Genomic DNA, 12,532 nt, shown 5'->3' on the forward strand with positions numbered 1-12,532 from the left:
GATCAGAAGTTCAGGAAGCGGTCGCGCAACTTGCCGAACAGGCCTTGCTGGAAGTGCGACAGCTCGGGAGCCGGGGAGCGCCTGCCGGAGGCGAACTTCTCGATCAGCTCGCGCTCTTTGTGGCTCAGCTTGGTCGGGGTGACCACCTGGACGCCGATCTTGAGGTCGCCGCGACCCGTTCCGCGCAGACGCGTGATCCCGCGGTCCTTCACGGTGATGATGTCGGCGCTCTGGGTGCCGGGCCTGATCTCGACCTCGATCTCGCCGTCGAGCCCGGTGAGCGTCGTCGACGTGCCGAGGATGGCGTCGGCCATCTGCACCTCGAGCGTCGCCAGCAGGTCGTCGCCGTTGCGGCTGTAGGTGTCGTGGTGGCGCACCTTGACCTCGAGATAGAGGTCGCCGTTCGGGCCGCCGGCCTGGCCGACCTCGCCCTGACCGGGCAGCTGGAGCCTGAGGCCCGTGTCGACGCCCGCGGGGATGTCGATCGGGATCGAGCGACGGGCCCGCACGCGGCCCTGCCCCTGACAGGTCGGGCAGGGGTTCGGGATGACGGTGCCGTAGCCCCGGCAGGTGCCGCACGGGCTCGACGTCATGACGTTGCCGAGCAGGGAGCGCACGGTGCGCTGGATCTGTCCGGAACCACCGCAGATGTCGCAGGTCTGCGGCGAGGTGCCGGGCGCGCAGCACGAGCCGCTGCACGTGTCGCAGAGGACGGCCGTGTCGACTTCGATGTCGCGCTGGGTGCCGAAGACGATGTCCTCGAGGTCGACCTCGAGGCGCAGCAGGGCGTCCTGCCCGCGCTCGCGTCGGGACCGCGGGCCCTGGCGCTGACCCTGGCCGCCGCCGCCGAAGAACGCGTCGAAGATGTCGCCGAAGCCGGCGGCCCCGCCTCCCCCGCCGCCGAAACCGGGCTGCGGGCCGAGGTCGTAGCGTTCACGCTGCTGCGGGTCGCTGAGCACGTCGTAGGCGTGCGTGACGTCCTTGAAGCGTTCGGACGCGTCGGGGCTGGGGTTGACGTCGGGGTGCAGCTCGCGGGCGAGCTTGCGGTACGCCTTCTTGATCTCTTCCGGGGTCGCCTGACGGTCGACTCCGAGGACGTCGTAATGATCTGCCACTGGTTCTCGTCTGCCTCTGGTGTGGTGTGGTGGTCTTCCCGGCGGGGCCGGGCCCGGCGGACCGGGACGGGGATGGGGGTCGTGGGACGGCCGGGGCCGTCGGGGTCGGCTACCGCTCGGCGAGCAGCGACGACAGGTAGCGGGCGACGGCACGCACGGCCGCCATGTTGGTCGAGTAGTCCATGCGCATGGGCCCGAGGACGCCGAGCCTCGCGATCTCGCTGCCCTGCGTCGAGTACCCGCTAGCCAGGACCGACGCCTGCGACAACCCGAACGAGGCGTTCTCGCGCCCGATGCTCGCGGCCACGTCGACGGCGTCGAGTTGCATCTCGCCGAACAACCGCAGCAGGGCGACCTGCTCTTCGATCGCCTCGAGCACCGGGAAGAGGTCGCCGCTGAAGTCGTCGCCCGTGCGCACCAGGTTCGCCGCGCCGGCCATGACCAGGCGGTCCTGGCGTCCGGCGGCGATCTGCTCGGTGAGGCTCGCGACGACGACGCCGACGATCGCCGCGAGGTCGGGGCGGAAGCGCGTCGGCAGGTCGGTGAGGGCCGTGGAGGCCTCGCCCAGGGGCCGTCCGCCGACCGCGGCGTTGATGGCGGCCCGCAACTCGGACAGGAAGGACTCGTCGACGGCGGTGCGGATGTCGACGACCCGCTGTTCGACCTGGCCGCTGTCGGTGATGAGCACCGTCATGACGCGGTCGTCGCCCAGGCTAACCAGCTCGACGTGACGCACGCGGGCCCGGGAGAAGGTGGGGTACTGCACCAGCGCCACCTGGTTGGTGAGCTGCGACAGCAGTCGGACCGTCCGCCCCAGCACCTCGTCGAGGTCGGTGGAGTCGCCGAGGAAGGTCTCGATGGCCTGACGCTGGGCGGCGCTGAGCGGTCGCAGGTCGGCGAGCTGGTTGACGAAGAGCCGGTAGCCCTTGTCGGTCGGCACGCGACCCGACGAGGTGTGCGGGGCCGCGATGAGCTCTTCTTCTTCGAGCAGCGCCATGTCGTTGCGGATCGTCGCCGCCGAGACGCCGAACTGGTGTCGCTCGACGATGGACTTCGACCCCACCGGCTCGCGGGACGCGACGTAGTCGTGCACGATGACGCGCAGCACTTCGAGACCGCGTTCGGAGACCATGTCGCACCTCTCTTCGCTCGACGCCCCCCGGGTCGTCCGCACGCCGGGCGACCGGGCCTGGCACTCGACGTGCCGGACTGCCAATCGTACGACACCTCCGTCGCGAGGCCTACTCGCGCCGCGCCCGGCTGCCCTAGGGTGGCGGGGACATCCGCAGGACACTCACGAACAGGTGCAGCCATGACCGAGACCCCTCCCGCCCAGCCGAACGGCCCGCAGAACGGTCGACCCGGCCAGAACGGGCAGCCCGGCCAGCCCTACGGCCAGGGCCAGCAGCCCGGTCAGCCCTACGGTCAGGGCCAGCAGCCCGGCGCCGGCTACGGCCAGCAGCCCGGCTACCAGCCGCAGCCCGTGCAGGCGATGCGCCCCGAGGACGAGAAGCTCTGGGCCACGCTCATCCACCTCGGCGGCATCATCTTCGCGTTCGTCCCGGCTCTCGTCGGCTACCTCGTGTTGAAGGACCGCGGCCCGTTCATCCGGGAGCACACCAAGACGGCGCTGAACTTCCAGATCACCATGGCCATCGTCTACGTGATCTCGGCGATCCTGTCGGTCATCGTCATCGGAGGCGTGCTGGCACTCGTCGCCGGCATCCTCGTCATCATCTTCTCGATCATCGCCGCCGTCGCGGCCAACAAGGGCCAGTGGTACAAGTACCCGCTGACCATCGAGTTCATCAAGTAGACGGTCGACCGGCCCGGACGGGCACGACGCGAGGCGCGACTCCCCCGGGAGCCGCGCCTCCTGCGTTCCCGGCCCGCGCCTCCTCGGTCCGCCGTGCGCGAAGCGCAGGACGAGGGCGCGCGGTCAGTCGGGCAGCAGGCGTCGCACGACGGCGTCGGCCATCAGGCGACCCTCGCGGGTGAGCACCACGCGACCCTGCAGGGCCGGGCGCCCCTCGACCCAGCCGTCGGCGATGAGGCCGGCGACCGCCTGGCGCCCGTCGTCGTCGAGCTCGGTGGTGGGCAGCCCCTCGCGGATGCGTACCCCGAGCAGGACGCGCTCGACCCGACGGGTCTCGTCGTCGAGGGTCTCGCGCCCGGCGGCCGGTGACTCACCCGCGGCCATGCGCTGCTGGTAGGCGGCCGGGTGCTTGACGTTCCACCAGCGGACGCCGCCGACGTGGCTGTGGGCGCCCGGGCCGACACCCCACCAGTCGTGGCCCTGCCAGTAGGCCAGGTTGTGGCGGGAGCGGTGTTCGACACCCCGGGACCAGTTGCTGACCTCGTACCAGTCGTACCCCGCCGCGGCGAGCCGGTCGTCCGCGATCTCGTACATGTCGGCCGCCGTGTCGTCGTCGGGCATCGGGACCTCGCCGCGCTTGATCTGGCGGGCGAGCTTCGTGCCGTCCTCGACGATCAGCGAGTAGGCCGAGAGGTGGTCGGGCTGCTGCTCGAGGGCGACGTCGAGCGATCGCCGCCAGTCGTCGAGGGTCTCGCCGGGCGTGCCGTAGATGAGGTCGAGGCTGACGTCGAGCCCGGCGTCGCGCGCCCATCGGACGACGAACGGGATGCGCTCGGGATCGTGCGTGCGCTCGAGGGTGGCGAGCACGCTCGGCACGGCCGACTGCATGCCGAAGCTGACGCGCGTGAACCCGGCGTCGGCGAGCTGCTGCAGGTACGCGGCGTCGACCGAGTCGGGGTTCGCCTCGGTCGTCACCTCGGCGCCCGGCTCGAGACCCCAGGTGTCGACCATGGCGTGCAACATCGACGTGAGGTCGCCCGAGGGCAGCATCGTCGGGGTGCCCCCGCCGAAGAACACCGAGGAGGCGCGGCGCGGCGGCAGCCCCGCCTCGCGCAGCACCCGTCCCCCGAGCTCGATCTCGGCGACGGCCTGCCCGGCGTAGTCGTCCCGGCGTGCGCCCCGCAGTTCGTCGCCCGTGTACGTGTTGAAGTCGCAGTACCCGCAGCGCACGCGGCAGAACGGGACGTGCAGGTAGACCCCGAAGTTGCGGTCGTGCGCGCCGACCGCGACGGTCTCGGGCAGACGACCGTCGACGGGGGCGGGATCGCCGAGGGGAAGGGCTCCGGGCACCGTCAGGCGCCGGTTCCCGAGGCGTCGCCGCGCGGGCCGGTCGGGGGCCGGTCGTCACCGCGAGGATCGCCGACCCCGGCCTCGGTGTCCTCGACGACGACGACCTCGTCGGTCTGCTCGCCCTTGTCGTTGAGGCTCAGGGCCCGCAGGTATCGCTTCGTGTACTGCGCCTGCGTGCGCCGCAGGAAGGGGGCCACGAGGCGCCACTTCGCGCTCGACGGCTTCGAGAACGACCGGATGGACAGCCAGACCGAACCGTCGTCGGTCTGGTCGACGATCCAGGACTCTTCGCCGCTCTCGGGGTGGCCGTCGAGGGTTCCGTACGCGAAGCCCTTGCGCTTCGGTTCGTCGATGACGTAGACGACGCGGACCGGCGCCTCGACCGTGCGCCCGTAGGCCTCGATGCTGAGCGTGGCCGTCGTGCCCGCCGTGAGGAAGGGCGTGCCGTCGGGCGAGTACCGCGACTCGTCGCGCGCGGTCGCCCATTCGGCCGCGTCGACCGGTTGCCCGTGCTCGTCGAACTGGACGGGCGTGTACTCGCTCTCGTCGGCCGGCGGCACGCTGTCGACCCGGACGCGGATGCCGCTGCGCTCTTGGATCTGCCAGGTCATCGTGGCGATCCAGGCCGCGGCGAAGCGGGCGTCGCCGTGGCCGACGCGGGCCCGGTACTCGGCCGGCTTGAAGCCCTTCGGCGGGTACTGCATGAGGTCGGGGGCCTGCGTCGCCCCGACCTCGCCGTAGGTCGTGCGGGTCTCGGTGTGGGTGGCTCGACGCATGCGCCCTACTTCTTGTCTTTCTTCTCGACGTCGCCGCTGAGGGCGGCGATGAAGGCCTCTTGGGGCACGTCGACCCGACCGATGGTCTTCATGCGCTTCTTGCCCTCTTTCTGCTTCTCGAGCAGCTTGCGCTTGCGCGAGATGTCGCCGCCGTAGCACTTGGCCAGGACGTCCTTGCGCATGGCGCGGATGCTCTCGCGGGCGATGATCCGGGCACCGATGGCGGCCTGGATGGGCACCTCGAACTGCTGCCTCGGGATGAGCTCGCGCAGCCGGCCCGTCATGAGGACCCCGTAGGCGTAGGCCTTGTCGCGGTGCACGATCGCGCTGAACGCGTCGACCTGTTCGCCCTGCAGCAGGATGTCGACCTTGACCAGGTCGGCCTCTTGGTCGCCGATGGGTTCGTAGTCGAGGCTGGCGTAGCCCGCGGTCTTCGACTTGAGGCTGTCGAAGAAGTCGAACACGATCTCGCCGAGGGGCATCGCGTAGCGAATCTCGACCCTGTCCTCGCCGAGGTACTCCATGCCGAGCAGGGTGCCGCGGCGCTGCTGGCAGAGCTCCATGATCACGCCGACGTAGTCCTTGGGCGCGAGGATGCCCGCCTTGACCATGGGCTCGCTGACGCTGGCGATCTTGCCGCCCGGGAACTCGCTGGGGTTGGTGACCGTGACGGTCTTCTTGTCTTCGGTGGTGACCTCGTAGATGACGCTCGGCGCCGTCGTGATGAGGTCGAGGCCGAACTCACGTTCGAGGCGCTCAGTGACGATCTCGAGGTGCAGCAGGCCGAGGAACCCGCAGCGGAAGCCGAACCCCAGGGCCACCGAGGTCTCGGGCTCGTACACCAGCGCGGCGTCCGACAGCTTGAGCTTGTCGAGCGCCTCGCGCAGGAGGGGGTAGTCGCTGCCGTCGATCGGGTACAGCCCCGAGAAGACCATGGGCAGCGGCTCGGTGTAGCCGCTGAGGGCCTCGGTCGCGGGCTTGGCCGACGTCGTGACGGTGTCGCCCACCTTCGAGAGGCGGACGTCCTTCACGCCCGTGATGAGGTAGCCGACCTCGCCGACCGACAGCCCCTGGCTGGGAACGGGCTCGGGCGACGAGACGCCGATCTCGAGGATGTCGTGCGTCGACTTCGTCGACATCATCTGCACCTTCTCGCGCGGGTGCAGGGTGCCGTCGATCATGCGGATGTAGGTGACGACGCCGCGGTAGCTGTCGTAGACCGAGTCGAAGATCATCGCGCGGGGCGGTGCGTCCTTGACGCCGACGGGCGAGGGGATGCGGTCGACCACGCGGTCGAGGAGCTCTTCGACGCCCATGCCGGTCTTGCCGCTGACGCGGAGCACGTCGGCGGGGTCGCCGCCGATCAGGCCCGCGAGCTCGGCGGCGTACTTGTCGGGGTCGGCCGCCGGGAGGTCGATCTTGTTGAGCACTGGGATGATCTCGAGGTCGTTCTCGAGGGCCAGGTAGAGGTTTGCCAGAGTCTGCGCCTCGATGCCCTGGGCCGCGTCGACCAGCAGGATCGCGCCTTCGCAGGCGGCCAACGAGCGGGAGACCTCGTAGCTGAAGTCGACGTGGCCTGGGGTGTCGATCATGTTGAGCGCGAACGTCTCGCCGTTGCGCTCCCACGGCATGCGCACGGCCTGGCTCTTGATCGTGATGCCGCGCTCGCGCTCGATGTCCATGCGGTCGAGGTACTGGGCACGCATCGCGCGCGACTCGACCACGCCGGTGATGCCGAGCATGCGGTCGGCCAGGGTTGACTTGCCGTGGTCGATGTGCGCGATGATGCAGAAGTTGCGGAGGGACTCGGGCTCGGTCGACGCCGGCTCGAGTGCGCGGGTTGCTTGGGGACTCACACGATCCTCTGGGGGTGGTGGGCGGGGGTACCGCACGATTCTCCCACGCCCGGGCGACGGATCGGGCGTCGGGCCGTGCGGGGCCCGCCCGTCGGCAACTCCTGCCCGGTGCCGCGGACGGCACCGCGCCTCCCCGATCCGCCGCTCGGGCTGCGACGGCAGGCAGGAGTTGCCGACGCGGGAGGGGCGGGCCGGGCTGCGGAGTCGGCGGGGGCGGCGCGGACCGGTCGGCGCGGCCGCGGGTCAGGCGGCGGTGCCGGGGAGGAGTGCGATGACGCCCGCGCCGCCGACGACGGCCAGGCCGATGAACAGGGCGATCAGCGTGCCCACGAGCATGACGGCGGACGAGATGATGCCGACGAGCGCCATGGTGCGACCCTCGGGCTCACGACGGCGGGACAGGATGCCGAGGACGAGGCCGGCGATCGGGACGACGAAGGTGAAGCCGAAGCCGATCGAGGCGAGGCCGAGGACGAGGCTCCAGACGGCGAGGGGTGAGCGGACGCCGGTGGTGGAGGCGGAGACGGTGGTGTGTACGGGTTGGTTCGTCATGTTCCGAGCCTAGGAAACCCCCTACCGCGACCCCAGGGGGCTGACCCCCGGATCTCAGCGGGGGTCGCCCGGCGCGGGCAGTTTGCCGAGACCGCGGGTGATCACCTCGGGCGACGACGCGAGGCACACGCGGATCCAGCCCTCGCCGCTGCGGCCGAACGCACTGCCCGGTGCGACGGCGACGCGCTCCGACAGCAGGAACCGCTCGGCCCACCCGGCGACGTCGCCCTGCGAGGCGTGGCTCACGTCGATCCAGAGGTAGAAGGCGCCGGTGGGCTCGAGGTACCGGATGCCCCGCTCGGCGAGCAGCGTCGTCGCGAGGTCGAGGTTGGCCCGGTAGTGCTCGCGGGCATCGGCCACGGGCTGGTGGTCCCCCACGACGGCGGCGAGGGCGGCGTGCTGGTCGGGTTCGGCGACGCAGCTGATGGCGGCTTCCTGGACGGTACGCATCGTCTCGGCGAGGCCCTTCGGCGTCACGAGGTAGCCGACCCGCACGCCCGTCATGGCGTAGGTCTTGCTCATCGAGAAGACGCTGAACACCCGGTCGTCGGTGTCGAGCGAGGCGAGGCTGACGTGCTTCGGCCCGTAGGTGAAGTACTCGTAGACCTCGTCGCTGATCACCCAGAGGTCGTGTCTGCGGGCGAAGTCCAGCAGGCGCCGCAGCGTCTCTTCGGGGTAGACGACGCCGAGCGGGTTCGACGGGCTGTTGACGATCAGGGCGCGAGTGCGGTCCCCGACGAGGTTCTCTAGCTCGTCGAGGTCGGGGTGGAAGTCGAGGTCGGGCGCCAGCGTGTAGGGCACGGGCACGGCGTCGAGCATGTGGGCGTTCATCGTGAAGGTCGTGTAGCCGGGGTCCGGCACGAGGACCTCGTCACCCGCCGCGAGCAGCAGTCCCATCGTCTGGTGCAGGGCCTGCGTCCCGCCGACGGTGACCCAGACCTGCTCGAGGTCCACGTGCACGTCGTTCTCGCGGGCGAGTTTGGCCACGAGCGCCTCGCGCAGGGCGGGGATGCCACCGTTCGGCGTGTAGTCGGTGCGGTCGTCGGCCCAGGCGCGGCGCGCGGCGTCGGCGATGTGGCGGGCGACGGGCACGTCGGGCTCGCCCACCACGAGCATGTCGACACCGTCCAGCTGCGCCGCCAGCTCGAACACCCGACGAATTCCGGACGCGGGCACGGTGGTCATGTGGGGCGCGAGCTGGGGCATGATGGCACGGTACTACGCGCGACACGGCACGCCGTCGGGCCGACGCTCGTTGAGAGTCGGGCCTGCTGCTGGTAACGTTGCCTGTTGGCTTGCGCGTTACGTCTGCAGTGGCGGAACGCGATCGCAGCCGAGAGCCGCTCCGGTGGCCATCACCGGCGGCAGCACCGGGTCCACCGATTCACGTCGGTCGGACGCTCGGCTGGCGCACACCCGTCCGAGACACAGAATCCAGAAAGTAGTTCACGTGGCAAACATCAAGTCGCAGATCAAGCGCATCGGCACCAACAAGAAGGCCCAGGACCGCAACCGCGCCGTCAAGAGCGAGCTCAAGACCGCCGTCCGCGCCACCCGCGAGGCCATCGCCGCCGGCGACAAGGACAAGGCCACCTCGGCTCTGCTCCTCGCGTCGAAGAAGCTCGACAAGGCCGCCAGCAAGGGTGTCATCCACCAGAACCAGGCCGCGAACCGCAAGTCGTCCATCGCGAAGCAGGTCGGCGCCCTCTAGGCTCCCCTCCCCCGAGCCCCCGGGCTCGACGACGAAGGCCCCGTCTCGATCGAGACGGGGCCTTCGTCGTACCCGGACGTCGGCGGGATCGACGCCCGGACGGTCAGGAGGCGCGGTTCACGACAGCAGGGCACCGCGCGTCGAGATCATGGTCACCATCCGCTCGAGTGCGTACACCGGATCGCGTTCGGCGCCCTTGACGGCCGCGTCGGTCTCGGCGAGCAGCTCGATGCACCGACCCAGCCCGTCCTCGGACCAGCCACGGAGGTCGCGTTGCGCCCGCTCGACCTGCCACGGGGCGAGCCCGAAGCGTGAGGCGAGTTGACCCGAGCCGCCGTACGAACCCTGCAGCTTGGCCATCGTGCGGATCTTCATCGCGAACGCCGCCACCACGGGCACGGGGTCGGCCCCGGTCGACAACGCGTGGCGGAGCAGCACGAGGGCCTCGCCCTGCTGGCCGGCGATGGCCGCGTCGGCCACCTTGAAGGCGTTCGTCTCGACCCGGCCCGAGTAGTACTTCTCGACGGTGGCCTCGGTGATCTCGGCCGCGGCGTCGCTGATCAGCTGCTGGCAGGCGCTGGCGAGCTCGGCCAAGTCGTCGTTGAAGGCCGTGACCAGGGCCCGCAGGGCCCCCTGCGAGATGCGTCGTCGCTCGGCGGCGAACTCGGCGGCCGCGAACGCGAGCTTCTCGGTGTCTTTCTTGAGCTCGGCGCAGACGACCTCGAGGCCGCCGCCGGTGCCGCCCCGGACGGCGTCCAGCAGCTTCTTGCCGCGGACCCCGCCCCCGTGGCGCAACACCAGCGTCGTGTCGTCGGCCGGCGTCTCGAGGTAGCGCAGCGTCTCGGTGAGGAACGCGTCGGTGCACTTCTCGACGTTCGAGACGCGGATGAGACGCGGCTCGGCGAAGAGCGACGGACTCGCCAGGGTCACGAGTTCGCCGGGTTGGTAGTGGTCGGCCTCGAGGTCGTGCACCTCGAGGCTGGGGTCTTCGGCGGCGAGCTGGTCGCGCAGCTGGCGCGAGGCACGATCGGCGAGGAACTGCTCGGGCCCGCTCACCAGCACGACGGCCGCGGGTCGGATTCTGTCCCACCCCACCTGGTCGATCGTGACCGAGGCCTTCTTCGCCGTCTTGCCACTCGCTCGCGCTGCCATGCTGCCTCTCGGACGTCGTCCCACGGACGCGGGGCCCGCCGCGCCACCTCCGATGCTAGAGGACGCCACCGACGTGCCCGACGTGTCGTCACGGTCCCGGGGCCCCGCGTGCTCCCGCCAGATCCGCAGGGCGACGTCGCCGTCCCCACGGTCGACGGGCGTGACCGCGGCCTGACCGGCCTCGTCGCTGCGGACCACGACTCCCCCGCCGTGCCGGACCAGGTCGAGCGCGACGTCGGTCGGGTGCCCGTACGAGTTGTCGGCCCCGACGCCGATCAGTCCGACGCGGGCCGCCACCCGCTCGTACAGCTCGGCGTGCTGGTCCGCCGACCCGTGGTGCGAGACCTTCACGACGTCGACCCTCCCGAGCCCCTCCTCACCGTCGGGCGACGAGGCCAGGCGGCGTTGCGCCGTCTCGCCGAGATCGCCCAGGGCCAGCAGCGAGAGGCATCCGACCCGGCAGGCCGCGCCGGGGTCGACGCGCAGCACGAGGCTCGCGTCGTTGCCGGCGGGGATGTCGGCCGGCGGCCAGAGCAGCCGCCACGTGTGCTGGCCGAGACGCCCCTGGGCGCCGACCCGCGCCTCCTGGACCTCGCCACCACCGTCGCGCAGCGCCGTCACGACCTCGGCGTCGTCCGAGCGCCCCACGGGCCCGACGAGAGCCGTGCCGACCCGACCGACCACGGAGTCGATCGCCCCGACGTGGTCGCGGTCGAAGTGGGTGAGCACGAGCAGGTCGACGTGCGGGACGCCGAACGTCGAGAGGCATCGGTCGAGGGCGGCCTCGTCGTCGCCCACGTCGATCAGGGCGACGGCCGGTCCGCTGCGCACGAGCACGGCGTCGCCCTGTCCCACGTCGCACTGGGCCACGACCCAGTCGTCGGGCACGGAGGCGCGGGTCACCACGGTGCGCCCGCCCACCACACCGACGGTCGCCACCAGGACGCCCACCAGCAGCGTCGCCGCCACGGCTCGCGTGCGCCCCCGGGCCCGGGCCACCACGGCGACGACGACGAGGGCCGTGAGGCCGACCAGAGAGGCGACGCCGAGTGCCGAGGCGTCCCACCCGAGTCGCGTGCCCGGCCAGCTCGCCGCCGACCGGGCGACGGCCGCCACCCAGGACGACGGCAGCCACGAGGCCCAGGCGACGGCCGTGGCCACCCCGGGCACCCAGGGCGCGAGCACGCAGACGACGAGCCCGCCCACGGTCGCCACCGGAGCCGCCGGGCCGGCGAGCACGTTCGCGACGACGCCGTGCAGGGCGATGCTCGGTTCGAGGGCGAGCAGCACGGGCTGGCAGGCGAGCTGCGCGGCCGTGGGCACGGCGAGGGCCGCCGCCACCGGCTCGGGCACGAGGCGCGCCAGCAGGGCGGTCAGCGGCCCGCCGAGCACGACCAGCCCCGACGTCGCGAGGACCGACAGGACGAAGGCGAGGTCGCGGGCCAACCACGGGTCGGTGAACAGCAGCCCGGCGACCGCCAGCGCGACGACGGGCACGCCGGCGATCGGTCGGTTGACGGCGAGGTGCACGAGGACGAGCACCGCCATGACGGTGGCCCGGACGATGCTCGGCTCGGGCGTGACGAGCACGACGAACGCGACGAGCACGACGACGGCCGCCCCGAGCCGCAACAACCGCGGGACCTTCAGCAACGACCCGACGAGCACCACGAGTGCGACGAGCACCGCGCAGTTCGACCCCGACACGGCCGTCAGGTGGCTGAGCGACGCCTGCCTCATGTCGTCGTCGAGATCGTCGGGCACACCCGACGTGTCGCCGATGGCGAGCCCGGGCAGCAGGGCCCCGCCGTCGCCCGGCAGACCCGCGGCCACGGCGCGGAAGGCCGACCGGAGCCCGTTCGACCAGGCCGACGTCCGTCCGGGCCCCGCGTGGACGGCGAGCGGCTCGACCGCACGCCCCTCGAAGGCGACCGACTCGCCGTACCGCACCGGGGCCAGGACGAGCCGGGCGGAGACCCGCGCGCCGATCTCGACCGAGCCGCCACCGTCGACTCGAGCCCCGAACACCCGCACCGGCACTCGGTCGCCGAGCCCCACGGTCCCCGCGCCGACGTCGAGGCGGTCGACCGACATGGTCAGGACGTCGGCCCGCCCCTCGATCCGGTCGAGCACTCGCCCCTCGACGGTGACCGCGTGCCCGACCGACGTCGTGAGCCCCGACGGGTGTCGGCGGTCGTCTCGCA

General features: G+C 71.5%; 10 protein-coding genes and 1 pseudogene. 2 read left to right on the forward strand and 9 right to left on the reverse strand.

Annotated elements, in window-relative coordinates; all coding sequences use genetic code 11:
- Positions 1–2 precede the first annotated feature (2 nt).
- Both dnaJ and hrcA read right to left on the reverse strand, forming a co-directional pair.
- On the reverse strand, positions 3–1,115 hold the full coding sequence (gene dnaJ, locus SJY14_RS10505) for a molecular chaperone DnaJ (protein WP_071253781.1): 1,113 nt from the start codon (positions 1,113–1,115) through the stop codon (positions 3–5).
- Between the two features lie 109 nt (positions 1,116–1,224).
- Positions 1,225–2,247 carry a heat-inducible transcriptional repressor HrcA gene (hrcA, locus tag SJY14_RS10510; protein ID WP_071253782.1) on the reverse strand — a complete coding sequence of 341 codons (1,023 nt, stop codon included), beginning with the start codon at positions 2,245–2,247 and terminating at the stop codon, positions 1,225–1,227.
- 180 nt (positions 2,248–2,427) lie between these two features.
- Between hrcA and SJY14_RS10515 the strand changes: the two genes are divergently transcribed.
- The gene (locus tag SJY14_RS10515) at positions 2,428–2,931 is read left to right on the forward strand and encodes a DUF4870 domain-containing protein (RefSeq protein ID WP_255364119.1); all 504 of its coding nucleotides are present in this window, start codon (positions 2,428–2,430) and stop codon (positions 2,929–2,931) included.
- A gap of 123 nt (positions 2,932–3,054) precedes the next feature.
- Here SJY14_RS10515 and hemW read toward each other — a convergent pair whose 3' ends face one another.
- The 5 genes from hemW to SJY14_RS10540 all read right to left on the reverse strand — a co-directional run bounded on the left by hemW (position 3,055) and on the right by SJY14_RS10540 (position 8,671).
- The gene (gene hemW / locus SJY14_RS10520) at positions 3,055–4,281 is read right to left on the reverse strand and encodes a radical SAM family heme chaperone HemW (protein WP_396598856.1); all 1,227 of its coding nucleotides are present in this window, start codon (positions 4,279–4,281) and stop codon (positions 3,055–3,057) included.
- A gap of 2 nt (positions 4,282–4,283) precedes the next feature.
- Complete coding sequence (locus SJY14_RS10525; RefSeq protein ID WP_071253786.1) at positions 4,284–5,057, reverse strand: DUF1990 family protein; 774 nt, start codon at positions 5,055–5,057, stop codon at positions 4,284–4,286.
- A gap of 5 nt (positions 5,058–5,062) precedes the next feature.
- Entirely contained in the window at positions 5,063–6,913 is a 1,851-nt protein-coding gene (gene lepA, locus SJY14_RS10530) for a translation elongation factor 4 (RefSeq protein WP_396598857.1), read from the reverse strand.
- A 243-nt stretch (positions 6,914–7,156) separates the two neighbouring features.
- The gene (locus tag SJY14_RS10535; RefSeq protein WP_396598858.1) at positions 7,157–7,465 is read right to left on the reverse strand and encodes a DUF4190 domain-containing protein; all 309 of its coding nucleotides are present in this window, start codon (positions 7,463–7,465) and stop codon (positions 7,157–7,159) included.
- 54 nt (positions 7,466–7,519) lie between these two features.
- Positions 7,520–8,671, reverse strand: coding sequence for a pyridoxal phosphate-dependent aminotransferase (locus tag SJY14_RS10540; protein ID WP_396598859.1), 1,152 nt, complete (start codon positions 8,669–8,671; stop codon positions 7,520–7,522).
- A gap of 244 nt (positions 8,672–8,915) precedes the next feature.
- On the opposite strand from SJY14_RS10540, the gene rpsT reads away from it, so the two are divergent.
- Positions 8,916–9,176, forward strand: coding sequence for a 30S ribosomal protein S20 (rpsT, locus tag SJY14_RS10545; protein ID WP_043596189.1), 261 nt, complete (start codon positions 8,916–8,918; stop codon positions 9,174–9,176).
- Positions 9,177–9,293: 117 nt separating this feature from the next.
- Here rpsT and holA read toward each other — a convergent pair whose 3' ends face one another.
- Positions 9,294–10,328 (reverse strand): DNA polymerase III subunit delta, encoded by a 1,035-nt coding sequence (gene holA / locus SJY14_RS10550; RefSeq protein ID WP_396600268.1) that lies wholly within the window; start codon positions 10,326–10,328, stop codon positions 9,294–9,296.
- Positions 10,329–10,994: 666 nt separating this feature from the next.
- Positions 10,995–12,422 (reverse strand): annotated as a pseudogene (locus SJY14_RS10555) (ComEC/Rec2 family competence protein); the annotation flags it as partial.
- Positions 12,423–12,532: the final 110 nt, after the last annotated feature.

Origin of the sequence: Frigoribacterium sp. R86507, assembly GCF_044597695.1 — a bacterium.
Lineage (GTDB): Bacteria > Actinomycetota > Actinomycetes > Actinomycetales > Microbacteriaceae > Frigoribacterium.